The sequence below is a fragment of the Microscilla marina ATCC 23134 genome (assembly GCF_000169175.1).
Lineage (GTDB): Bacteria > Bacteroidota > Bacteroidia > Cytophagales > Microscillaceae > Microscilla > Microscilla marina.
The window spans coordinates 166,517-191,378 of the sequence record NZ_AAWS01000009.1; the positions used below are offsets into that span (position 1 = coordinate 166,517).

The following is a 24,862-nucleotide window of genomic DNA, read 5'->3' on the forward strand; positions in this document are numbered from 1 at the left end:
AACCCTGTTACTGCCTGCTAATTTTCCCAATACTAATGGGCAGTTCTACCTCCATAAAGTCATCGCCTTGTTCCATTGTAAGTTCATACTCAGTTACTTCTACATTATTCAGGATGTGGGTGACTACCAGCCCATTCTCGGCATATACCAAGGTAATATCAAAAGGATCGAGGTCGGTCAGGTCAGCTCCACCGTTCTGGATGGCCGCCTTTTCTAAGGCAATCACTTCCCGAAACAACAACTTGATACTGCCTTCATATTCTTTCTTGCCCTTGGCACGGGCAATGGGGTCTTTGCCACGCCCGTGGATGTTGGCTTTGCTTTTTGATACCTTGTATTTGAAGCCGCGAAAGCCGTCTACAATTCGTCCAAACAGGGTGATCGTTACATCTTCCCAACCTATCTCAAAGGGAAGTTGTGAGGAGTTATTCGCCATTTTTTAAATGTTTAAATTGTTCGTTTTTGGAAGGTTGGCATTACACGGCTTTGCCCAACCATTGAACCATAGAGCGTAGCGAAACCATCCAACCATATTTTACCCAGGATTTACAAACCCCAGATCAATGGTGATTTTTTGCGCCATACCCACGGGTTCAATGTCAATTTTCACTTTCAGCTCGGCGGTGGCAATCACGTCCTGTTCAGGGTCAATCAAAGGGGTGACCGAAGACACCTCCCCGTTGTTGGTCATCTGCAAGTCAAGGGCTTTTTTAATGTCCTGCTCAAACGCTTTCACCTTTGCCACAGGCAACTTGCCTTGTTCCAGCTGAAAATCGTCCAACAACTCCTGTACATACACATTGTAGGCAATACGGGCTACTTTATCGGCCACCCTGCCCCGGCCAATGCTGTTGTAGTCGGTGGTGAGCGCAATGGCTACCGGGTCACCGTTGAGGTAATAACCCGCTCGGTTGGCAAAACTGCGGGGTACAATATAGCCGCGTTGGTGCAACAAGTTGAGGTTGCCTTGCCCATACTGTTCTACCGTTTTTTTGGGCGTGGCAGCCGTGACAATATACGCCTGCTGAATGCCCAAGTCGCCGTCTTTTACCCGCCCAATGTTGCGTTGCACAGGTACCCCGGCTACCTTGCCCAGCACCAAACCCAACCAACTGCCTTCGTAGCTCTCGTCGTGCCAACCCAAACACACTGAGACCCGATTGGCGGTTTGAGTGCGTAAATTACTCACCGCTGAAGCGTTGCCCTGAAAGTCGCGCCCTTCTATGATTACCTGCACGGGTTGGTGCAATGTCTGTTGGGCATTGATAAGTATTTGAGCATTTGCCAAAGCTGCCAGCACATCAGGGTCTAACTCTTCGCTGGGGCTTGCCGTATAAGCCACATCGGGCACCCTGCCCACTCCCAACAGCTTGATGTTGCCCTGCTTTTGGTTAAGCAAATTGGGGGCATAATTGCCTGCCGTGTCCAGCATTTCTGCCATCGTTACTGTTTTGGGGGCAAGCATCAAATAGAGTTCTGCCCCTTCGCCCGCCTGACGGTAAAAATCTACACAGTGGGCGTATACTTTCAGCGAATGGCTGGTGTCATACTCGGCAGTAATGCCTTTTTTCTGCACATCTTTGATTCCGAAAAAGGGACCAATGACCACCCCCAAGTCAAAACCTGCATCCCCGGAAAGGGGCACGGCAACGCCCGAAAGCAACATGGCTGCCACCCCGTCGTTGCTAAAGCCCGCCCCACCGAGTTGCCCATCCAGATAATTGATCGAAACGTCTGGTAAATTACTCATAGTTTTTAGTTGGTTAGTCAATAGTTGGTAGTCGGGAGTCGGGAGACGATAGTTAGTAATGTAGTGCAAAAGTGATGAAGCTTCAACCTGTGAACTTTATACCCATCTAAAATCAACGTGCTATAAAGTTGGTTACAATACTTAAAAAAACAGCCTCAAGCTAAAAGCTAATGGCTAAAAGCTTAAGGCTGTAGAAACTCCCGTCTACCAACTCCCAACTCTGGACTAGTTCTACTTCTTCGCTTTCACTCCAGCTGTGCCACTTTTGCGTACCGTCGTTGTCGCTTTTTTAGCCTCCGCTGCCTTTTCCTCTGCTTTTACCTGCTCTGTGAGATTTGCCGAAATATCATCCTTATCTTCAAAATCACCCTCTACTACTTTTTTAGCAGTGGCTTTCGCCAAAGGTTTGCCTACCTTGGGGGGAGTATCTTCTTCCTCTACATCTTCTATCACTCCAAAGGCTTGTTCCTGGCGACCTTCGGCATATTCGGGGTTTTGAAACCGAAAAATGCGGGCGTGGAACTTATGCGAATGTTTGACGGCCAGGCTTCGCCCGCCAGGGTCATCGGCAAAAATGTTGGTGTCCGAGAGTACCAGCAAGGTAGGCTGGTCACGGTAGCGTTGAAAGGCTTCGGGCAACATTTCCCGAAGCTCTTCTTTGTTGTATTGTTTGATTTGTGTCATGTTTCAGTTTTTAAAAAATTGTTGAATTGTTCGCAAAGCGCAGTAGAATGGCTTCGCCCAACCATAAAACCATAGAGCCATAAAACCATTTAAAATGGAACAATCAGCGTAGCAACAACAATTGATTTTTACCCCACAATTGCCCCCACCGCACGGTTGGCTTTGGGCAACGCCACAAAGTACAGGCGGAAGCCCACTTCGTGTTGGCGCAAACGAGGATTGTTTTCAGAGCGCTGCCAGTACATTTTTACCTCCCGGTCGCGTGCCTTAAACATCTCCGAGTTTACAAAACCTACGCTGGCAATGCGGTCGGTGCCAGGGTTGTACAAACTGCCAAAAGCTTTCTTGATGCCACTGGCGGCATAATAAGGCAAAGAGGTATATTCGCCGATCATAAAGCCATACAAACGCAGGGGCTGCCCCTCACGAATGTTTGCGTATTGGTCACGAAAGCTTTCGTGGGTAGTAATCAAATCTTGCACGTGGGCAGGCGAAAGAATCAATTCCCTGCCTTGTTTGGGTACGTTGGCATCGTCCCAACGGCGTTTGAGGTGAGCCACATCACCAGGCACCATACGGTTACGGGTAATCCCATCTTCGCTTACGGCTTCGCCACTCGTGGCAATCACCGGAGTGCGCGCGGTATTACTTGCTGGAGCAAAAGCGTGAATGGCTTTGTCGCCCGTTGCCTCTCGCATTGATTCGGTGTGTTTGGTGGTGGTTTCGCCCATTTTATCAATCGAAATGGCGTACAAGGTATCGTCCGACACCGAGGTGTTTTCGGTGTCAAACTTGTCCAGACTGATGGCCACATCCGAGTCCACGTCGTTTACTGTGGCAATAGGGTAAGTACTGTTATTGATGAGCACCTTGGGGTCGGCCCCCAGTTCGGTGAGGTGAATCACTTTGTTATTGACCAGATCGCTGCGATCCGGAATGCGATTCATAAATGAAGTATCCTTTCTGAACTTGCGAATTACTTCCCCCGTCCAGATTTCCTTATGAACTCCTGCCATGATTTTTTTTAATATTTAGTGTAAATGTTTTGAAATAATCGGAAGGCTGGCAAAGCTCCTGACTCCCGACTCTTGACTAAAAAACTAACTTAGAGCACTGGCTCAGTACCGTATTCCTTGCGGAACAGTTCTTTGTAAAGCACCGGGTTTTCGTTTTTGATCAGCATCAGTTTTTCCGGAAACTTGTTGGACAGTTCGCTAAAGCTTAACTCCTCAAAACCAGCATTTGCCCCGGCTTCGTTACTGGTACCCATAGCCTTGATTTTGTTCACCAGGTTGGGGTGGGTAGGCATATCGGCAAGCGTATCGCGCACCATGTCATAGTTGTCATAGGCGTGGTTAAGCCATTTTTCCTTTTTTACCGGGGCAATTTTCCCTTCTTTGATGGCATTCTCTACCAAGGCAATGGCCTCGTGTTTTTTCATTTCGGCTACCTCATCGTGTAACCTTTTCTTTTCGTTTTCCAGGTTTTCGACATTGGTTTTGTAGCTCTCAATTTTGAGGTCAAGCGATTTAAGGCGTTTGATCTCGTTGCGAAGCCCTTCGACATGGCCAAGAATGCCGTCGCGTCCGGCATCGGTGGGTAGCCCACAGGCATTGAGCACAGCGGTCAGGTCGCCTTTATAGCCCAGCACCTCATTACGAAGTTGTTCTGCCTGTTCAGATGTTAAACTCATAGGGTGATTTGTATTTGTAGGTTCAGGTAAAAATTTTATGGGGTATTGATTGAAAATATCAAAGAGGCTTGCCACATCGTTTTCGGCGGCAGCCACCGATGTAGCCATGCTTTTCTTTCTGGGATGTTCAAATACTTCATCCACAAAGCCCTGGCGTTTTGCCTCAGCTGCACTCAGCCAGGTGGTTTGGTTCATCATGGCAGATAGCGTCTCTATCTTTTGCCCGGTGCGGGTAGCAAGCAGGGTCAGCAACATTTCTTTGACCTGCATCAAGGTTTCGTGTTGCCCTGCCTCGTTGGGGTCAGTGCTGTTTTTGCCCCCGATAAAAGGGTTGTGGAGCATCAATTTGGCAAAATTGCACATGCCTACTTTTTTGCCGCATACCGCAATCAGCCCCGCAATGCTGAGGGCAAGCCCGTCTACATAAGTATCAATGCGCACATTAGGCGTGGTTTGATTGATGTTGAGAATAGCGGCACAAACCGACAAACCATCGGTGATTTTGCCGCCGGGCGAGTTGATGCGTACATTGAGGCGGCGATACCTTCGGGCAAGCGAGTACAGTTCTTTTGCAAACCGTTGCCCGGAGATACCCTTGCCTTCTTCATCAATGCCGATTTTGTCGTAGAGCAAAATATGGGCAACCTCTCCTGCGGCGTTCCGAATGTCAAAATATTTGTATTCTTCCATGCAGTTTCGCCTAGCTCAGTGCCGTAGCCGTATCGGTGTCAATGTCGTAGGTGATGCGTTTCCATGGGGCATCCCCCTCTTCCTGGGCAGCAAGCGCGGCAAACTGTGAAGTGCTCACCGCAGCGAGTTGCACTGCCCCACCCGTGGCATCGGTCACCGTGGCAAGTAGCCCCGGTGCGAGCGTGCGCACATCAGGATTGCTGCCCGTGGTGTTGGTCCCATTTTTCAAGTCCAGTATTTCGGCGCGACTGCCTGCCACGTGGCAATCGCCTGTGTATCTTAAAGCCATCAGTTTTTTTGCTTGTTTGGTTTGGGCAGCTATTAAGCAAGGAATGAGCAGGCTAAAAAGAGGGGTTTTATGGGAGTGTAGTTTTTTGGGGCAGGTTGGTAGGTGGCAGGGTTGTAGGTAAATTTCATTCGCTAAAAAAGGGGCAAAAGCCCCCTTCTTTACTCCACAAATAACTCCCTCGCCAGGTCATACGCCTGGGTGATATAGCCCCGGCTTTCTATCCAGGCGATGGGTGTTTTATCGGCTTTTTGGGCAAGGTGGTACAGTTGCACCTGAAACCTTATGGAGAACTGACGATAAAAAGTAGCATATACTTCCTGGGGTGGTATTCCTTTGGCGAGCGCGTAAGACTTGATGAGGTGGTCAAAGGCACGGCGGGTATCTACAAAAAGGGTTTGCGAAGGAGCTTTATTGATGGCGGCAAGGTAGACCTTGGCTTCTTCTCTTTCTTGTTCCAAATCGCTGATCCGTTCCTCATGGTCAATCAGGGTTTCCACGCTTTCTTTGAGAATCTGAAGTTTGTTCTTGCCCCTGGTCAGTGCCTTCAGTCGCTTTTCGCACTCCAGAAAATACAGTCTTACTTCGCGCCCTTTTTCAGTTTGGGCAAGCATGGCAAAAGACTTGGCGCAATCAATAGATAAACAAATCATAGCCGCAGGTCTACCTCCTTTTGGGTTTTCCACATCGGAGTGGAAAACCTGGTAATCAACACTTTGGGTGAAGTTCTTCTCCAGTGTACGCTTGGCAGAGTCTTTTCTTGCAAAGCCACACCATTGCCAAAAGGCATCAAAATCTACCGGAAATGCCTGGTGGCTTTGTAGGTAAAGGGTAATCTCGTTCATTAAATCTTTCATTAGTTTTTAGTTTGATTTGTGTTGATTGATCAGTTGTTTTACTTCATTGCCCAGCGCGGTGATTCTATAAATCTCGCTGCCAAACATTTGTAGTTGCCGGGCTTTGCGCCACAAGCTTTGCAGTTGCCCATGAAGCACCGCCAGGGTGTGTGCCGGGTAATCCTTGAAGTTGGCCTGTTGCGCTTCAAGCGCTGACAACTGGTGGCAAATACTGGTGGTCTGGCGGGTGACATTCATCAAGTCGGGCTGAGGTTGGGCGCGGGTGCCTGTGCCCTGCGTTTTTTTACGTTTGGCAGTCAGCCACTCCTGGTACTGCTCACCCGTTTTGGCAAAGACCAAACCCTGCCAGCCATTGGCAATCGACTTCCCGATGAGTTCCAGGGCAAAAGCTTCTTCAAACCCGGCCAGCTTGTCCAAAATGCGTTGTACACTGAGTGCCGATTTGTAGGGCTTTTTGATCTCCGTGCGGTACCTCAGCCAATCGTCCCATGCTTGCTTGAAAGTGTCCGAAGCAAAAGGCAGCTTGACTTCGGAGGCAAGGCTTGTTTTTTTAGGCGCCTCCTTCTTTTTGACTACCTTAACTTCTGCTGTTTTAGGCGCCTGCTTCTTTTTGGGTGGTACAGTCGCTTTTTCTTTTTTAAGCAACCCTTTCTCTTCTTCTATAGAGATATTGTTAGTTGACTCATTACTGATACCATTATGTGGACAAATTGGCATGGTTGCTGGCTCTTTTTGGCATGGTTGTGCCGTTTGAACCTCGCCAAATTGTCCTTGAACCATGCCAGTTTGTCCCTCAACCTTGCCAAATTGTCGAGGTTCCAGCCGGGAAAAATTGACCCGAAGCTGGCGGTGATGCCCGTCAAATCCTGACAAAATCAGGTAGTTGTCTTTAACAAGCTCCGAAATATACCTGGCCGCTGAACGCTTGCTAATATTCAGGGTCGCCGCAAAATGTTCATTGGAGGCAATGCAGCCCAACGGACGTTGCTCCAGCAAAGAAATTTCCACGAGCAGGTTTTTGGCCACCGGGTTGAGGTGCTTATCCAGCCAGATACTGGCGGGGTAAAAGAAACCTTCAAAAGTGGGGAGGTGGGCAGGATTCAGTTCTTTGATTGTAGTTGTTTTTTTTGTGGTAGTTTGTTCGCTTGTTTTCATGGGAGTACAGATAAGTAAGGAGTTGTTGTTGTAGTTGTGTTAAAAAAAACTCCCCAACAAGGTTGCTTGTCAGGGAGAAGGTAAATGGTCTTATACCACTGCCATGGCATACACTTGCCGGAGCTCATTCAGGTACTGACCCAGACTGCTGCGCTCGTGGTGTTCACAAGGAATCAGGTAAGGAATCAAGCCTTCCAGTTCGCCACTGTATTGCCAGTAACCCAGGAGCATTTCGGCTTCGTCGTGGGTAAGCTCATCGCCCCAGCCTTCTAAATGCATGGCTTCCATATAAGCCCTTCGCTCATAAAAAGAAGTACCCGCCCCGGCAAAATCTGCCACCGACCAAATACCCGGAGTGGGTTCAAAGTCCATTCGCCACACGGTGCCGTGGTGCACATAATAAAGCGCGTTGCCATGGCGCCCCACATAATGGTACTGCGCGTGGCGCAAGCGGTGGTAAGGGTAGAGTAGCCCGTTAAAACTCAGGTTGTTGAGCACAGGTTTTTGCCAGTCTTCTACGATGCACGATTGGCGGTGAACATCATAGCTTTGTACCTGCCCTACACCCAATGCCGGATAAGTGACATCCTCTACCCACAAACCCAACATCTGGTTTGGGTTTCTTGTGGAAATTGTTGAGTTTTGCATATTGATTCAACTTTATAGGTCCCCGTGTTGAGTGCTGTAGTCGTCCAAACTAAAAGGCACTTTGGCGGGGCTTTTTTATTTGTAATTGTGTAGTGCAAGTATAAACAATCATGGTGGGGAATCGTAGGGAAACGAGGAGAAAGAGTGGGGATTTTTTGGGCGGCTAAGATGTTTTTGAATACTTTTGTTTATCAGTGATTTATAACTTTACAAAACAATCAAATATGACAGTTTCTGAAACAATCAAAAACGCCTTTAACCAACTCAAAACCTGGCAAAAAGCATTAGTTGTACTTGTGATATTTAGCCTTATTGTGTCGCCGTTTATCCCAGAAGAAGAGAAAAACAAGGAGGATGAAGCTACCCGCAAGTGGAATGAAAGAAAGCAAGAGGTTACTCGACAAGTAAAAAAAGAAGAAAAACCTATGGAGAAGGCACCTGAAAAATCAACCGTTTCTGAAAAAGAAGAAACAGTAGTTCCCCTGGAGAAACCAGCTGGGTTTTCTATGATTAATCAAACCTCTATGGCAAATTACAAGCATACAATCAACATTCGTCTGGAAAAAAAGCGAACTAAAGAAGAACTTGAAAAGATTGCAAAATATTTGAAGGCTCAGGTTAAGCAAAAGTTTGAACGGGTACTGATGCTTTATTATTTGCCCGATATGCCACCAGGTGAAGGAGCTTGGGCAACCACTCACTATGAAGGAGAGAGTTTGAGTGTGAGAATCATGGATTTTATGGCAAATTAGACTGTAAATGCCAAGCTTTTTTAAGCCTGATTCATACAAAACTGAGTCAGGCTTAAAGTCAAAAGGTTATGAGTAGTAATGAATGTTATGAATAAAGTAGCTTTTTATACCTCAATTGAAACAAATAATGGTAAGTAAAGCCTGCTTTACCACTCAACAACTCAAGAAATGGAAAACCAAGACTTTATATATTTAGACAACAACGCAACTACCCCAGTAGACCCTAGAGTTTTAGAGACAATGATGCCCTATCTTACCCGAAATTTTGCGAATGCTGCCAGTAGGCATCAACCAGGGTTAGATGCCAACCAAGCGGTAAATCAAGCCAGAGAACAAATAGCCAAACTCATAGGATCAAAACCAAGCGAGATTATCTTTACTTCAGGTGCGACTGAAGGGATTAACCTTGCTGTAAAAGGGATGGTAGAAACACAAAAGTCAAAAGGTAAACATATCATTACATTAGCGACTGAGCATAAGGCGATGCTGGATACTTATGAGTTTTTGGCAAGCAAAGGCTTTGATGTGGAGTATTTGCCAGTTAAACCTGATGGACTACTAGACCTGGAAGTGCTAAAAAAGGCAGTAAGAGAAGATACTGTATTAGTGTCAGTGATGCTGGCAAACAACGAAACAGGGGTGATACAACCACTCAAAGAAATATCAGCCATTGTGCATGAGGCTGGGGCTTTTTTTATGACTGATGCTACCCAAGCATTTGGTAAACTATCTATTAGTGTAAATGATTTAGGCATCGATTTAATGACTTTCTCTGGTCATAAGATATATGCACCTAAAGGTATTGGGGGCATATATTTTAGAAGCCGTAGGCCTTTTCGAGTAAAATTAGAAGCTATTATTCATGGGGGTGGGCACGAGAAAGGTATGCGAAGTGGTACGCTCAATGTACCAGGCATCATAGCTTTGGGCAAAGCTGCAGAAGTTGCTCTTCAAGACATGGAAAAAGATGCGAAGCAAGTTCAAGAACTCAGAGACTATTTAGAACAAAATCTACTACAGATAGAAGATACTACTATTAATGGTAATACTACACACCGACTTTATAATACTAGTAACATTTTTTTTCAAGGAGTAGATAGTGATGCCTTGATTGCTAATTTAGATAGTTTGGCTTTCTCCAGTGGCTCTGCCTGTACCTCAGCGTCTGTAGAACCATCACATGTGTTGATAGCCTTGGGACTTTCAAAAGAAGATGCTTATTGTTGTATGCGTTTTAGCTTGGGGAGATTCACCACTAAAGAAGAGATAAATAAAGCCATTGAGTTGCTCAAGGAAGCTATTGAAAACTTGAGAGCTCTACGGCTTTTATAAATCCTTGAGATAGTTTGCCTTTTCAGGAATGACATAACGTACTCCACCAGCAGGGTTTTCTACATCATCTTTATACCTTGGAATAAGATGGATATGTACATGAAAAATAGTTTGTCCTGCTGCTTCACCCATGTTAATGCCTATGTTGAACCCGTCAGGCTGGTATTTTTCGGCCAATATTTGTTTCATTTCTTTTGCCAATGCCCAGCAGTCATTTTAAACTTACAAAACTACTTTCCCCTATACTCAGCTTATAAACTCAAATTTAAGTTTCATAAATCCCTATTGAAGACTCATAAATTTACCAGAAATCATACAAAAGATATTCTCTATATTAGCCATTGTTAAATAAAATTTCTAACACCTGACTACTTAACAATCAAAGTTTAGAGTTAAAAGGTTGGATTGATTCTTAAATCATTTTCAATTGTATCTTATTCTACACCAGCTAGTAAATTCTATCTTTTTTCTTCAAGTAGTTGCTAATCATTTTTGCTATGTCTAATACTTTAACCTGGAAAAACTGGATCAAAAGCCATGAAACAACCATTCCTGAATCTAATTACTATGAGCCTTCCAATGAACCTGACATCAGGCATATTCTCGAAATAGCCATTGCCAGTGGTTTAAAAGTTAAAATGGTAGGATCGGGGCACTCACACTCTAAGGTTGCCCAGCCTGTTTCAAATAACATACTGATCTCTCCTGTAAAACTATCAGGTGAACTTCCCAACTATTCCTGGCTTAAACCAGATAGCCAACTTAACTTACAATCATCTTCTCACGCATTGGTAAGAGTGAAATCAGGTACTCAGCTTAGAACTATTAATCGTGAAATTTTAGCACCCAAAGGACTTGGTTTGATAAATATGGGACCTTTTGATGGACAAACTATTGGGGGAGTGATCAATACTAATACCCATGGTACCGGGCTGTACCTGCCTGGATTTACCGACATGGTTCGCTCAGTAGAAATGCTGGTGGTAAAAACTACCTCTAACAGTGAAAGGTTAGTGGAAACCTGGGTGATTGAACCTACCCATGGCATTTCAGACCCTCAAAAGTTTTCCGATGAATCTAACGGTAAGTGCCTGATACAAGATAATAACCTGTTTTATTCAGTCACCTGTGGTTATGGATTATTTGGCATTGTTCATTCCTATACCTTAGAGGTTAGAGACAGTTACTGGCTAGATGAACGTTTTGAAGCCACCACTTGGCAAGCAATCAAAAATAAATTTAATGACACCGTAGATGAACAGATAAATAACGATGAACCTCCCCGTTTTTTGCATGAAAATCACCAAGTAAAAATTTATGTCAATACTGCGGAATGCCTAAGAGAGGGAGGAATTAAAGATGATACTCATTGCCGTATAGATTACTGGAATGAGGTGCCTGTCGAAAGCCGCCCCAGTAACTGGGAAAATCATCACAACAATCGTAAAAAAGTATGGCCGCCTGCCAGAAAGAATCCAGGTAATCATTTTGGCCTATGGTTGCAAGGTCTGTTATTCAATATTTCAAAGCCCAAACCAGCCGCTGCGACGGTAAATATACTAAACGATAACTTTTTTGTGAGTGATAATGGAGAGCACTTTGTCCGAGGTTACAAAGCCTCTGCCTATTACCGAGCCATCAGACGTTTACCTGACGAATGCATTGAATACGATAGCTCTTTATCTGATAGTGAGAAAGATGTAGATAATACAGAATTCACCAGTGATCCGGAAGCCAATAATGTAGGTACCAGTATTGAGTTTAGTGTGCCCATTCGAAGAACTATTGAAGCAGTAGAAAAAGCACTTAATTTTCTAAGTGACCTCAATCCTGATGTGAATTTTATCACTCCCATTGGTATTAGATTTACCAAGGAATCTATGCATTACCTTTGCCCAACTTATCAAAGAGACAGTGCTTTTATTGAAATTGTAGGCTTTTTACCCAATAACAGAGCTAACAAATGGGATGATTTTAAGGATGATTACCACGATGCCTTTGATAAACTCATTGATTACCTGAGAGGCGAATTTCCCGGAGGCGGAGTCAGATTTCATAAAGGAAAGTACAATACCTATAACGACACAACGCTTGCTACAGATTATCCTTTCTATAATACTTGGGTAACCAATTATCACATTCTTAACGCCACAGGGTTGTTTGACTGCCCTAATGCTGCCCGTTGGAATCTGGATGCTTCTAAGCCTGCCACACTTACCCCCATCGAAGCAGGCATACAAATGGACAATTTTAAATCTCTTTGCAGCAAAGAAGGTAAAGGTCTTGAGATAGTTGAAACAACTTTTTCACTAATCCCTAATTCGGGAGATCATTTAAAAATTGAACTACCAGTTTGGATGCGAAGCTCTGATTTGGAAATTGAAATTGATCTCGCAAGCGCTCCTGATAGCACTTACTTGCAGTTTTCTTCTGAACTCACTGATCCGGTAAGGTTTCTTGAAACAGATAATTTTTATATTACTAACCATTATCAAAAAGATCAGTACCTACTTACTGCTACCAAAACCAGAGGTAATCAAGGTAGTATTAAAAAGATCAATATACCCAGTACCAGGCTTTATCCAATCTCTTTTCGGTTATCAGTAGGGGAGCTACCATTTGTAACAACTCAAAACCCATATCATGAGAACTATTCAGCGAAAATTCTTGTAAAACGTCTTGGAGAACCAGCATATGAGATTACGATTCATTTAAGGTTTTATATCGCACCTTTTGTGGGCAATCTTAATTCTACTCCTTGCCCAGAGTTACATATGTTTGGTTGTGAATGGGAAATGTTAATGTCAAATCAACATCGTGTCCCGTATTTTAGTATTCAGGACGCTCATAACGATGGCTACGATAATGGTCACTATTGTTTAGGAGGTTCTACTTGTTAAACTTAGGCTACTCAATACTTGACAGGTAATGTATATAGCTAAAAGTGATCCTGGATTTTATGGGATCACTTTTTTTACATCCTATCACTGGAGTATAAGAAACCCCTCCTTTTCTCAAACTCCCTCAAAATATTCGATTCTGAGGGTAGCTTTATCCTTAGTAGGTATCCATTCCACGAAGAACAGTTAAGCCAAGCAAGCCCTTCTTTATAGGATCTTATTCCCCTCCACCATTAGGCTCAGTTCCAACCAGGAAATCCTCGCCTTGTTGGGCAGTGAAAAACAGCCTTTTTCCAAACGCTTATAGTACAACACAAAACCTCCTGCTTCCCAATGAAGTAATTTTAGATGAGTGCGACGACGGTTGAGAAAAACATACACCGAACCATCAGTGGGTTCACGCCCCAACTCGCCCAACACCAAACCACACAAACCATCAAAGCTTTTACGCATGTCACAAATACCTTGGTACAAAAAATATTGGTAATCGGCGTGAAGGCTAAACATCTAATTTGAGCAGTTGAGGTAAAATGGATAAGTCCAAAGAAGGCAAACAAAGACGAACTCCATTGGAGTAAACAATTTCGTACACTTGGGCTGCCTTGATATCAACTGACTTGGGGGTTGGTTTTTCTATAGGAGCAAAAACAGGTGACTGGACTTCCTCTGACTTGTGCAAGGCCAACCATTTAGTACGCCAATAACCAAAGCTGGCCAGGCTTACACCTTGATCTGCACAAAAGCAGGTTGAGTTTGTCCACTTTGCTCCCATAACTCAATCAAACATTTTCTGTTCTTTATTCATATCTTTTTGATACAAAGGTAAGCAGGCAAATAGCAGATGTAAACATGTACTCACTGGGAGGGATACTTCATTTCTTCTTGAGTAAGCTCAAAAAAATTAGCTACATGTTTGTTGGGTATAATAAGCGTATGCCCTGGTGAAACTGGGAACCTATCATAAATGTAATCGGTAACTAAGAGGTAACACATTTCGGTAATTAAGAGGTAACACATTTTCGTTCCTACAGATTTCGCTTTTGGTAATTAAGGGGTAACAGTTTTGGTAATTAAGAGGTAACAGTTTTTTAAGTTTATGGCTTGTATCCAACAAATCTGGTAAGCCATGTTAAAAACAGCCCAATTGCAAAAACTTATGAATTACCAAAAATTATTGGCTCTACGCGAAAGCGGGGCAAGCCTATCTCAGATCAGTCGTGAATTAGGTATCAGCCGAAAAACGCTCTACAAATGGCTATCCCAACCTGATTTTGAACATTGGGTGTTGGTTGACGCTGAGCAACGTTGCCCCAAGTTATCTGATTATGAACACTTTGTTAAAACTCGTCTGGAGCGTTGCTCATCAGCAAGTAGTGCTCAGGTTCGCGATTGGTTGCATGAGCATTATGATGATTTACCAGAGGTGTGTGAGAAAACCTTTTACAATTTTACTCAGTACGTCCGCAAAAAGCATAACATCATCAAAAAGTCTCGCAACTTCCGAGATTATCAGCCAATCCCTGCTATGATGTATGGTGAACAAGCTCAGGTAGATTTCGGTCAGGATTGGTTGGTGGACAATGACGGGCAAAAGCATAAGGTGTACTTTTTCGCTATAGTACTGAGTTGTTCCCGCTATAAATATGTTTATTTCCAAGACACCCCCTTCACCAGTGAAACTGCCATTTTAGCTCATGAGCAAGCTTTTGCCTATTATGGAGGGGTTCCAGCTCAGGTGGTCTATGATCAGGATCGGGTATTTGTGGTTTCGGAGAATAAAGGAGCTATTATCTACACCCAGGCATTTTCATCTTACCTGAAAAGTCGAAAGTTTAAGGTGTACCTATGCCGAAAGGCTGATCCAGAGAGTAAGGGCAAAATTGAAAACGTAGTGGGTTATGTCAAAGGAAATTTTCTGCACGGCCGGGTGTTTGAAAACATCAGTTTGTTGAACACTGCTGCACTTGCCTGGCTTGAGCGCACAGGTAATGGACGAGTTCATAATGGCACTGGACTGGTTCCGGCTGAGGAGTTCAAAAAGGAACAGTCTCATTTACAAGTTTTTACTCCTCTACCATCCTTTATCCCCTATACTTATCGCCAGGTTCGTAAAGATAATTTAGTTTGTTTTCAGGGGAACTTCTATAGTGTTCCGTTGGGCACCTATTATGAAAACCCAAAGGTAATCATTGAATCAGATAAAGAATGGTTGTATATCTATAGTGAGGCTCACCAAGAGCTTGCCCGACATTTGATTGTTACCGGAAAACACCAACAAGTAATAGCCGAAAGTCATCTAAGAAACAGCCAGTACCTGGTACTCAAGCTCATTGAGAGCTTGGCAGAGCAGTTTGTAGAACCTGAGCTTGCCAAAACCTACCTTACCCAAGTAGCCGAAAAATGGAATCGTTATGCTAAAGGTCAGCTCAATACTATAGAGAAGACCTTAGAAAAACACCCAAAAGATGTTATAGAGCGTACTTTTCGGTTCTGTAGAGAGCAGAAAGTCTATAGTGGCACTGACTTCAGCCAAATTGCCCGCTATTATGAGCTTGAGAAAATTGGAAATCCTAACATCGGGGAGGGAGTTGAATCAGCCCCTACTACAGCTTCTGCCAAAGTTGAGCACCCCTCAGCAGATACTTGGGCAGCAATGGAACCACAAAAAACCGATATAGAATTATTTGAACAACTTTTTAACTAATATAAAATGTATACAACCGATCATCTCAGACAGATGCTTCTACAGCTCAAGCTACTCAATGTGGAGCAAAAATTATCAGAAAGCCTGGTGAAGGCACAAACTGAACAAATGACTCATCAAGAATGGCTCACCCTTTTGTTGCAAACCGAAATCAATGAACGGGAACAGCGAATGATGAAAACTCGCATTAAAAGAGCCAAACTTCCCCAGAATCATTTACTCGAATACTATGATTTTGGGGTGGACAATGGCATCTCCAAAACACAAATGAACCAACTAAAAGAGCTTCATTGGCTCGAACAGCATTTTAACGTCATTTTAATGGGACCATCAGGAACAGGGAAAACCTTCATTGCAGCAGGACTGGCTTACTTGGCACTCAAGGCAGGTTATAAGGCCATTTTTAGGACAATGGAGGATTTAGCCAGAATACTAAAACTCTCGGATATGACCAAAAATAATCGGGCACAATATAATGCCTGTGTGAAAGCCGAATTACTGGTCATAGATGATCTTATGATGTTCCCCATCGAGAAAAAAGTCGGGCAAATGCTTTTTCACCTCATTGACACCTTGCATGAAAAGAGTTCAGTCATCATCACGACCAACAAATCTCCCAAAGAATGGGCTGAAGCGCTCGATGATCAGGTGTTGGCTACAGCCATGCTGGATAGGTTACTACACAGAGCGCAAGTCGTTCAACTAAAGGGAGAGAGCTATAGAATGAAAAATAGGAAAACCATCTTTTAAAAATAAAAGGTTGGTGTAGTAACAACTTTTGGCTAAATTGCTGAAGGTTCCTCTAAAACAGAGGTTTTTTTATACCAAAAACTGTTACCCCTTATTTACATTTCTTTGTTACCCCTACCTTACCGATTACACATAAATAGCAAACACATTTTTCTGAGATTTTATGGTGCTCAAATTAGTTTGACAGAAAGGACAATTATTTTTTTCCATAATTGTGCAACGATCTTACGATGTTGTTTGTTTTAGTAGTAATTTTGTCTTTTCGATGCCGTTTTGTTAATAATGTTAAGATTGTTAACTTTAGTGAGCAAAAATGATCCTACAAAAATGAATATAAAAGAGCAAGTTGAACAAATAAAAAAAGAGATACTTGAGCAGTATCGTGAGGAGGATAATAACCGTCCCTGGATTATAGGGTTTAGCGGAGGGAAGGATTCTACTATGCTATTGCAATTGGTGTGGAAAACGATTCAAGATAATGTACCGCAAGATTTGCGCACACGCCCCATCCATGTAATTTGTAACAACACTTTGGTCGAAAACCCAAAAATTTTAAGTTTTGTAGAGAGAACACTTGAAAAAATAAGAGAAGCAAGCCTTGCTCAAGGCATGCCGATGACTGTAGAACAAACTACTCCAAAGCTTGAAAGTAGTTTTTGGGTAAACCTAATTGGTAAAGGATACCCTGCCCCCAACACTATCTTTCGTTGGTGTACCGAACGTCTCAAAATTAACCCTACTACCCAATATATTAAGGATAAAATAAGTAATTATGGAGAGGTTATCATCCTACTGGGTACCCGATCGGACGAAAGTTCACAAAGAGCCAAAAATATTAAGCGTCATGAAATAAAAGGGCAGCGCCTAAGAACTCACTCTTTGGCAAATGCCTATGCTTTTACTCCCATCAAAGATGTACTCACTAAGGATGTTTGGACTTATTTGCAAGCAGTAAACCCACCTTGGGAAGGTGATAACAAAGAGTTGATTACCTTATACATGAGTTCTAGTGGTGGTGATTGTCCTATTATTACCGATATCTCAACTCCTTCTTGTGGCAACAGTCGTTTTGGTTGTTGGGTTTGTACTGTGGTAAAAAGAGACAAATCTATGGAAGGGTTGATTGAAAGCGGAGAAGACTGGATGGTACCATTGGTGGAAATTCGTGATTTCTTATCAAAAACAGTAGATCGGGATCACCCAGAATATGATCTGGAGAAATACCGAATGCCCATTAGAAGAAATAATCAAGAGGGACCAGGTCCCTACTGGCCAAGATGGAGAAAATACATTTTAGAGGAGGTTCTTAAGGCTCAAAGAGAAATCCAAGAAGATCAGCCTGAGATGGTGCTGATAACCCATCAGGAGTTGGCTGCTATTCAAGTAACCTGGCATAGAGATTTTATCTTTGAATTTAATGTTTCTGATATATACAATGATGTTTTCAATCGGCAAATCAGTTTCAATCAAGGAGATGAAAACATAAAAAAAGAAAAGAAATTGCTACAAGAAGTTTGTGACAATGAAGGGGAGTTTAAATTGATTAACAACTTGCTAAAGGCGCAAAAGAATAAAGTACTTCTGGTAAATAAAAGAGGGCTTCAAAATGACCTCGAACATATTATAGAAGAACATGTTTACCCCACCAAAACCGCTGTAGAAGGTTATCAGGATGGAGAGGTTAATTTTGATAAAAAAGAGGGTGACAATGGTCAAATGAAACTAGACATATAAGAATGAATATCCAAAAAATAAAGCTATATAACTTTAAAATTTACGCGGGAGATCAACAACTTACTTTTGATTATAAAAGCCAAAGCCATCGCAATGTATTTGTAGTAGCTGGAAGCAACGGTTATGGTAAAACTACCTTACTTACTTCATTGGTTTGGTGCTTGTACGGCAAGCTCATGCAAGAAGTAGATGATATTTTTAAACGCCAAATCATTGAGGCAGGAGGATACCATAAATATTTGTTGGCAAGCATGAATCGCTTGGCTTATGCCAATGATGAGCGTTTATATTCGGTGCAAATCACATTTAATGATATTGATATACCAGGGGTTTCTTGCAGTAATATAGATATCATTAGGAGCTATAGCTACGGGGCTGTTGAGGATAAATTACAAATACTGATTGATGGGCAAGAAAATGAATTAATCAAGGATATTGGTACAGAGATTTTTATCCACGATTTTATTTTACCTAAAGAAATAGCCAAGTTCTTCTTCTTTGATGCTGAAAAAATAGTTTCACTGGCTGAAATGAAGTCCATCGATGATAAGAGAAAGTTGAGTAAAGCTTATTCGGAAGTACTAGGGATTAACAAATATGAAACGCTCAAAAGCAACCTTCAGGATTTAAGACTTCGTTTTCGTAGAGATTCGGCAAGTGATGATGAGAAACAGAAGTTTGAAACGACGGTTAAACAGATTGAAGAAGCAGAGAAGTTAATTGAATATAGTGATGAGCAAGTTATTAAACTCAAAGAAGAGAAGTTGATTTGCCAAACTCAGATAGATCAAATACAGGAGCGTTTAATCCGGCAAGGAAGTGGGTTGTCAGTTGATCAGATCAAAGATTTACGTAAACGTAAAGTACAGCTTAAGGTAGAGGGGGAGCAAATAAGAAATGAGTTCAAAGATTTGATGGAGTTGGCTCCTTTTGCTATCTCTTTCAAACTATTGAATGAAGTGTTGGAGCAAGGGGTGCAAGAACTAAAACAATCTAAAGCCTCTGTACAGGACTCAGCTACCCAAGGTAACTTCAAAAAGTTATTAAAAGACTTCAAGTCACTCAAAAATAAAGATATTCATAAAGCTACCCATGAATACTACCTAAAAAGCCTTCAACAATTAATCGATAAACATTTTAAACCTAACGAACAACAAGCAACCGATGAAGTAAAAGTATTGCATGGTTTTTCAGAAGATGAGTTGTATACACTCAGGGCAATCATTGATAACTTAAAAACTTCTTATAAAAAACAGCTTCAAGCTTTAAAACAACGCGTGAAACGCAATCGTCAGGATAACGCTCAAGTGACTGCTCAACTTAGTGATGCCGAGAGTAAAGAGAAAGATGCATTGATTCAAAAGCATCGAGATGAAAAAACACGATTGGAGCAACGAGTGATCGAAATAGAAGATAAAATAGAGGCACTCATCAGTGAAAGTAGTAAGAGAGAAAGCACACTGAATAGTCAAAAAAGTTTATACGAAAGCCTTACCCGAAAAATAGAAGTGGGCGAAAAGTATAAAGGTAAAGATAAACAAACCGCAAGGTTAATTGAACACTTGAATGCATTTATTGTAAAGATGAAGCACAAAAAGCATGAGTCATTGGAGCAACATATTTTACAAGGGCTAAGAACCTTAATGCACAAAAAAGACTTTGTAGAAAAAGTAAAGGTAGAGCTGGACAATGATATTATAGATATACACTTGTACAATAACCGTGGTGAGGAAATAGAAAAAACGACTTTATCAAAAGGTGAACAACAACTTTATGCCACGGCCATTTTAAAATCTCTGGTAGAAGAATCAAATATTGACTTTCCGGTATTCATTGATAGTCCGATGCAAAAACTGGATGTAGCTCACTCTCAGAACATCATTGCAGAATTCTACCCAACAATCTCTAAGCAAGTAGTGATTTTGCCATTGCTTAATAAAGAGATGACACAGGCGGAGTATGATTTGCTAAAAGAGTACATAAATAATACTCATTTAATAGTTAATGAAGATGATGAAAAGTCTTCGTTTATGCCTGTGAAGCCAAATGAATTATTTGAAACAGCCCAAAAAATAGTTACTCAACATGTTTAGTAGTCTTAAAACTTCTGAAGCCAATAAAATACGTATTACAGAACTTACCAGTAAACTAAGCCTAGGGGCAGAGAATGCTATTGCCCGCATTGCACTTGGTCATTCCCTGGCGCAGAGTAAAAAGCTTGACTTAAAAAATATCGCTGATGCTAAAGGGAAAGAATACAGCAAGCGAATTTTACTAGGCGAACATGAAGCGTATTATATCGCCCTTATTTGTCAAAAGTATGGGCTTTATAAAACAGATAAGGATATCCCAAAATACCTTAAGCTTCATATAGATCATGGATTAGAGCTGGTGCATGGCAGCATCAGCTCTAATCCAAACCTGGATGGTATTGATTTTTTAATTAGTGAGGTGAGCTTGGGGTTGGGTTAAGATAAACTGAACACCTTTAAGGCAACCTCAATTAGCTTTTTTTCTCTACGTTGTATTGTTGCTACGTCCCAAACAGAATTATCTGCAATCTCAATGTTCATTTTTAACATTGAATCTTTTAAAATATCTTTTTTATTATTGAAGGCTTTATTACCAGCAGTAGCATTGTCTTTGGTATCAAAGAATGATAAGTTGCCAAGCGTATTGACAAGTGGTTCCAAACTCAAATCTTTTACATGTGGTTCAGGCTTTTGTGGATACACATGTTCAATGGTTGAGGATTCAAAATCATATATACGATTTAAGCCTTTAGGTTGAGGGCTTCCCTGGGCTCCATCATTATACCAACTTAAGTAATAATCTACTGTAGTTAAGAAGTATTTCACTGCTTTTCTTGCTGATGATTCATACTTTAGTTTACTGGGAAGTAAATTTTTGAAGGTTTCGTCATCAGCACTTTTTTGTAATAGGTTATTCAACTTTTTCTTTAGTTGTTGATTTATATTGTATGTAGCAGGGTTATCTCTAATTGTTTTTGCTTCTTTATTATATACTTGTATCAAAGCACTTGCATGTCCATTACAGATGATCTTGTACCTAAAGAAGAACTTCTCCAGCAAATGTACTAAATCTGCAAATTTACGTGCACCAAGTTGTTGAGCCGCAAGTAATAAAGGTATGCTTGCTTTATTATCTAATACGTTGATTAATAAATAAAGACGATACTTATCCCATTGTTTGACATTATCAACATCTTGGAATGGCCAATGATAATGCAAGTATTTGTTACATAACTCAAATTCATTTACAATTTTTTGAGTATTATCCCTTATTTCTATTGACTGTTCCTGGTCAACTTGTTCTTGGATGGGATAAAAAAGCTGGGTGAATTCCTTGTGAAGCTTGGCTTTTTTAGCTCTTTCACCATTTTTAGAGGAGTAAATCCACTGTAAGTTATCTTCTACAACCTTTGTTTCACTAGAGAGTATTTGATCCCAGGATTTTTCTACACTATTTTGTTCGTTAGGATACTGTTCCAGTGCTTCAAGTACATTGGCCTTAATTAAATCGCCATTTGTAAGGTTAGTGCCTCGGTCATTCAATACTTGAAATAAAGTATAAGCTTCCTCGCGGCTTGAGGTGATAATATGCAATAGCAAGTAATCTTTAGAAAGAATATCTTCTATTTTTATAAGTACTTCTATTTTAGTTGTTAGAGAGCTTTCTTCATCCACAAATGCTTTTATGGCTTTATCAATCGCCTTTTTTGCTTTAAGAAGCCTTTTATGTGAAGCAATGGAGTCATCAAGCTCTGGGTTATTGTTATTTATTAAGTCAATAAAAAAATCAGTATCTATCTTTGATGCCATAAAACGTTTTACTTCAATATGCTGTGAACGTTCTCTGGTTTTGTAAGTAATATAGTTGCCTTTAAGGATATTGATTTGCTCTAAGCAAAATGACTCACTCTCAGCATCCTTTTCCTTTACTGCTTGTTCTTTTAGCTTTTCGTAAAATTTAATAACTGATGATACCAGAAGTATAAAGGTGGCTAAACGTTGTTGTCCATCTACAACATCATACGTATGCCTGTGAGCTGCCTCCACATCTTTTTCTACGCTTACTATGCCTCCAAAAAAATGAGACTTTGCTTTCTCCTGACCTGTTGTTCCGTTTTTCCTTGCTTGATAACAATCTTTTAAATCAGTAATGAAGTCATCGACTTCTGAGGTTGTCCAGGCATAACTTCGTTGGTAACGAGGTATTTGAAAAATTTTATGTTTATCAAATAACTCAAATACGGTAAGGCTAAATGATTCTATCTTCATATTCAATAATTACAATTGATTGGCCATCAACTCCCAAAAAGCTCTATCTTTCATAAATATAGGTTCTGAACCAGCGAGGTTCACTACACTATAATGCTTTTCGAGGTTTTTAATTTCGCTTATTAATCGTTCCTTTGCGCCTTTTTCAAGGTTAAAAAGGCTGTCAATCTCTTTAATTTTGATGTCAGTTACCTTATGAATAATCCAGGTGAGAATGTAATTAGAGTATTCATTATCACCAGTGGAAAAATGATTCAAAAACTGCGTAGATAAGATAGTTCCTACGCCAAACTCCCTTCCTTCCTTCAATATTTTGCGTAGTGAATCGAAATTTTTACTTAAGAAATTGTCAGCTTCGTCTACCAATATCATTTTGGTTACTTCCCTTAAGTTGCCATCAATGGTACTATGACCGTTTTTTTGCATTTGAGAGTAAAAAACGTCTAAGGTTATTGCTACCACCAGATTTTGAATGCCATCATCATACCCAGAGAGATTAATTACTGTAACTCCTTCTATCAGGTCAAATAAAGACTTTGTTTTTGAAGCATCTGGCTCAAAAATTTCAAAATCATATAGTTTTTTTAATGCAGCGTAAAGGCTGTCTTGGTTTACATCTTCATCGTTGAGGTATATTTCACAAATATCGGCTAGAGAAGGGGGGAGTTTATTCCAGGTAGCTTTATTGGCTTTATGTATACCCTTGGCATCATACGACTGCATAATTACATCTTGTAATTTTTGCGATTGCTTAATACCAAGGTTAAAAGCAGTCGTAATGGTTTCCTTAAGGTTACTGGCAATATGTAAGGGGAGTAGAGGACGACTGTTCTCACTAACGTCAATTGCCAACGGATTATAAGGCAATTGAAAGAGGTCAAATACCCTGGCGCTAGTTGCTTGTACAAAGTCGTCCTTAATGTAATCACCTTTATAGTCAAATATGAGCATGCCAATAGGGGTTTCATTGACATTATAAGTTGAGTTTTGAACCAGTTGAGTAATCAATGATTTTGTAAACTGAGTTTTACCAGTTCCCATAGTACCTATAATCCCTGTATTGGTATGCATTACTTTATCAGTAGAGGTAGGGTACCAGCGTACTTCTTGTTGGTAATTTACTTCGTGCCCAAACAAGATGTTTAAGGGCTTTTCTTCATTAATCACAAGGTGAGTATCAGATGAGTGACCATTGACTTTTACTTCTACTTGTGCTGATTCAGAGTTTGGGGGCAGGTCTGAGACTGTTTGCGCTACTTGATATTTTTGGTGGAGCATTTGATGTTTGAACTCTCCGTTTTGGTACCTATCCTTTATTTGTTCTGTAGCTTCCAAAAGATAGTTGTACCCATCAGACTCTAGCAACTCCATCAACAGGCCTTCACCTTGTTCGCTTACTTTACGTACAAATACGTCTGCCTTGAATGAAACCACTGCGTACTCCCCAATAAAGTCTTTGAGTTTATTGGTAATCGTAAAATCATCGTTTAAAAGTCGGTAGCGATAATCTTCTAAAACTTTCTGCCAATCGTTGTTTTTTTGAGGCCAAACACCATAAATCTTCATTTTTTCGGCACTAACCAGTACCATTTTAGCAAAGAAGTTACGGTAAAATTTATGTTGAAAAGTATCTCCCTGTAAGGTAGTGTATATACCTTCTTTAGTGTGGCGGGCTTGGGCTACAGCTTTGCCTATTACATTCTGATAGTTTTTGCCCACTTTCACTTCAATAGGGTATAAGTGAAATAAGAGTTTTCCTCCTACTTCTTCTAAGCCTACCATAAGTAAGTCATCGCTGTGCTTGCCTTCTAAGCCAAGGTTTTTAGCTGAAAATATGCCCTCTTTTTGCTTCAAACCTGCCCCACCTGATACCCGTAGTACCTCTTCTAGTGATATGGGTACCCAGATGATGTTTTCATGATATAAAAAGCCTAAACCTACTTTAACCGCAGATAGAATACTCATTTTTTCACGGTCAAAGTGTGAATACTCTGAGTGCGAAATCAGTTGTAATAACCAGTCTCCGTTCAAGGCGTTGAACATGTTGATGATGTCAAGTGTCTGAGAAGTTTGAACCTCGATATTAGGTTTACTATTTAGAAACTCCTCAATCACAAACTGGTACTGTTTTGCTTTACGGGTTACAGTAATTGCATCATAGCCACTGGTATTGCTGTACTGATCGCTGTAATGAATAATTACAATGTCTTTGTTCCCCTTAAAGTAGTTAAGGTCAACCTTTGGGTCAATAAATGTAATCCATTGTGAGTGATTGTAGAGTTGTTCCAGGTCTTTTTTAGACTCTTCACTGATGATCGTACATATTGCCTGCTCTATATTAAAAGGGTTGTCAGATTTAGCAACATCGATGAGCGCGTTGTAATACACTGCCAATTCTTCAAGCAGGTCAAGTTGCTTTAGTGATAGATTCATAGAACCAAACCCAGTGCGGTAACTGCCATTGGTAAAAACAGAAGGAATGTCGTTTACCAATCCATGTAGCGAGAGTCCGGTAGCTACGTCAGTAGCCGTGTTATGGGCTACTCTCATTTCCTTGGGCTTAAACTGATAAAAAGAAAGGTGAGCGTATTCTACGCCCTTATCTAGTTTTTTAGTATAGAAGTGT

Annotated in this window: 23 protein-coding genes; 8 read left to right on the top strand and 15 right to left on the bottom strand. The window is 41.3% G+C overall.

The window, feature by feature from the left end:
- Nucleotides 1-7: 7 nt before the first annotated feature.
- The 9 genes from M23134_RS10155 to M23134_RS10195 form a co-directional block, all read right to left on the bottom strand.
- Complete coding sequence (locus M23134_RS10155; RefSeq protein ID WP_002694114.1) at nt 8-436, bottom strand: hypothetical protein; 429 nt, start codon at nt 434-436, stop codon at nt 8-10.
- Between the two features lie 99 nt (nt 437-535).
- Nucleotides 536-1,750 (bottom strand): DUF2586 family protein, encoded by a 1,215-nt coding sequence (locus M23134_RS10160; protein WP_045113324.1) that lies wholly within the window; start codon nt 1,748-1,750, stop codon nt 536-538.
- A gap of 231 nt (nt 1,751-1,981) precedes the next feature.
- Nucleotides 1,982-2,434, bottom strand: coding sequence for a hypothetical protein (locus M23134_RS10165; RefSeq protein ID WP_004155701.1), 453 nt, complete (start codon nt 2,432-2,434; stop codon nt 1,982-1,984).
- 128 nt (nt 2,435-2,562) lie between these two features.
- Complete coding sequence (locus M23134_RS10170; RefSeq protein WP_004155703.1) at nt 2,563-3,450, bottom strand: hypothetical protein; 888 nt, start codon at nt 3,448-3,450, stop codon at nt 2,563-2,565.
- Nucleotides 3,451-3,539: 89 nt separating this feature from the next.
- Complete coding sequence (locus M23134_RS10175) at nt 3,540-4,817, bottom strand: Clp protease ClpP (RefSeq protein WP_004155704.1); 1,278 nt, start codon at nt 4,815-4,817, stop codon at nt 3,540-3,542.
- 10 nt (nt 4,818-4,827) lie between these two features.
- Nucleotides 4,828-5,106, bottom strand: coding sequence for a hypothetical protein (locus M23134_RS10180; protein ID WP_004155705.1), 279 nt, complete (start codon nt 5,104-5,106; stop codon nt 4,828-4,830).
- Between the two features lie 158 nt (nt 5,107-5,264).
- Nucleotides 5,265-5,960 carry a hypothetical protein gene (locus tag M23134_RS10185; RefSeq protein ID WP_004155706.1) on the bottom strand — a complete coding sequence of 232 codons (696 nt, stop codon included), beginning with the start codon at nt 5,958-5,960 and terminating at the stop codon, nt 5,265-5,267.
- Between the two features lie 6 nt (nt 5,961-5,966).
- Nucleotides 5,967-7,115 (bottom strand): helix-turn-helix domain-containing protein, encoded by a 1,149-nt coding sequence (locus M23134_RS10190; protein WP_004155707.1) that lies wholly within the window; start codon nt 7,113-7,115, stop codon nt 5,967-5,969.
- A 90-nt stretch (nt 7,116-7,205) separates the two neighbouring features.
- Nucleotides 7,206-7,763, bottom strand: coding sequence for a hypothetical protein (locus M23134_RS10195; protein ID WP_004155708.1), 558 nt, complete (start codon nt 7,761-7,763; stop codon nt 7,206-7,208).
- A 224-nt stretch (nt 7,764-7,987) separates the two neighbouring features.
- On the opposite strand from M23134_RS10195, the gene M23134_RS10200 reads away from it, so the two are divergent.
- The gene (locus M23134_RS10200; protein ID WP_004155709.1) at nt 7,988-8,515 is read left to right on the top strand and encodes a hypothetical protein; all 528 of its coding nucleotides are present in this window, start codon (nt 7,988-7,990) and stop codon (nt 8,513-8,515) included.
- 168 nt (nt 8,516-8,683) lie between these two features.
- Nucleotides 8,684-9,847 carry a cysteine desulfurase family protein gene (locus M23134_RS10205; RefSeq protein ID WP_004155710.1) on the top strand — a complete coding sequence of 388 codons (1,164 nt, stop codon included), beginning with the start codon at nt 8,684-8,686 and terminating at the stop codon, nt 9,845-9,847.
- On the opposite strand, the gene M23134_RS10210 is transcribed toward M23134_RS10205, so the two are convergent.
- Nucleotides 9,842-10,048, bottom strand: coding sequence for an HIT family protein (locus M23134_RS10210; RefSeq protein WP_004155711.1), 207 nt, complete (start codon nt 10,046-10,048; stop codon nt 9,842-9,844). The genes M23134_RS10205 and M23134_RS10210 overlap by 6 nt on opposite strands.
- A 296-nt stretch (nt 10,049-10,344) precedes the next feature.
- On the opposite strand from M23134_RS10210, the gene M23134_RS10215 reads away from it, so the two are divergent.
- A complete protein-coding gene (locus tag M23134_RS10215; RefSeq protein ID WP_004155713.1) occupies nt 10,345-12,747 on the top strand; it encodes an FAD-binding protein in 2,403 nt (800 codons plus the stop codon).
- 207 nt (nt 12,748-12,954) lie between these two features.
- Here M23134_RS10215 and tnpB read toward each other — a convergent pair whose 3' ends face one another.
- The 3 genes from tnpB to M23134_RS42465 all read right to left on the bottom strand — a co-directional run bounded on the left by tnpB (nt 12,955) and on the right by M23134_RS42465 (nt 13,764).
- Nucleotides 12,955-13,254 (bottom strand): IS66 family insertion sequence element accessory protein TnpB, encoded by a 300-nt coding sequence (gene tnpB / locus M23134_RS10220; protein WP_004155714.1) that lies wholly within the window; start codon nt 13,252-13,254, stop codon nt 12,955-12,957.
- Nucleotides 13,247-13,519 (bottom strand): IS66 family insertion sequence element accessory protein TnpA, encoded by a 273-nt coding sequence (gene tnpA, locus M23134_RS42700; protein WP_004155715.1) that lies wholly within the window; start codon nt 13,517-13,519, stop codon nt 13,247-13,249. The genes tnpB and tnpA overlap by 8 nt, the downstream gene beginning before the upstream one ends.
- An 83-nt stretch (nt 13,520-13,602) precedes the next feature.
- Nucleotides 13,603-13,764 (bottom strand): HIT family protein, encoded by a 162-nt coding sequence (locus tag M23134_RS42465; RefSeq protein WP_082226541.1) that lies wholly within the window; start codon nt 13,762-13,764, stop codon nt 13,603-13,605.
- A 139-nt stretch (nt 13,765-13,903) separates the two neighbouring features.
- Between M23134_RS42465 and istA the strand changes: the two genes are divergently transcribed.
- The 5 genes from istA to M23134_RS10250 all read left to right on the top strand — a co-directional run bounded on the left by istA (nt 13,904) and on the right by M23134_RS10250 (nt 20,407).
- Nucleotides 13,904-15,451: an IS21 family transposase gene (gene istA / locus M23134_RS10230; protein WP_157558422.1), complete on the top strand. Its 1,548-nt coding sequence runs from the start codon at nt 13,904-13,906 to the stop codon at nt 15,449-15,451.
- A gap of 6 nt (nt 15,452-15,457) precedes the next feature.
- A complete protein-coding gene (gene istB, locus M23134_RS10235; protein WP_004155717.1) occupies nt 15,458-16,201 on the top strand; it encodes an IS21-like element helper ATPase IstB in 744 nt (247 codons plus the stop codon).
- A gap of 327 nt (nt 16,202-16,528) precedes the next feature.
- Nucleotides 16,529-17,935: a DNA phosphorothioation system sulfurtransferase DndC gene (dndC, locus tag M23134_RS10240; protein WP_045113326.1), complete on the top strand. Its 1,407-nt coding sequence runs from the start codon at nt 16,529-16,531 to the stop codon at nt 17,933-17,935.
- 2 nt (nt 17,936-17,937) lie between these two features.
- Nucleotides 17,938-20,028, top strand: coding sequence for an AAA family ATPase (locus tag M23134_RS10245; RefSeq protein WP_004155719.1), 2,091 nt, complete (start codon nt 17,938-17,940; stop codon nt 20,026-20,028).
- Nucleotides 20,021-20,407: a DndE family protein gene (locus M23134_RS10250; RefSeq protein ID WP_004155721.1), complete on the top strand. Its 387-nt coding sequence runs from the start codon at nt 20,021-20,023 to the stop codon at nt 20,405-20,407. The genes M23134_RS10245 and M23134_RS10250 overlap by 8 nt, the downstream gene beginning before the upstream one ends.
- Here the strand turns inward: M23134_RS10250 and M23134_RS10255 are convergent.
- Together M23134_RS10255 and M23134_RS40480 are read right to left on the bottom strand one after the other, a co-directional pair.
- Nucleotides 20,404-22,236, bottom strand: coding sequence for a DUF262 domain-containing protein (locus tag M23134_RS10255; RefSeq protein ID WP_004155725.1), 1,833 nt, complete (start codon nt 22,234-22,236; stop codon nt 20,404-20,406). The genes M23134_RS10250 and M23134_RS10255 overlap by 4 nt on opposite strands.
- 9 nt (nt 22,237-22,245) lie before the next feature.
- On the bottom strand, nt 22,246-24,786 hold the full coding sequence (locus M23134_RS40480) for a helicase HerA domain-containing protein (protein ID WP_004155727.1): 2,541 nt from the start codon (nt 24,784-24,786) through the stop codon (nt 22,246-22,248).
- Between the last annotated feature and the right edge of the window lie 76 nt (nt 24,787-24,862).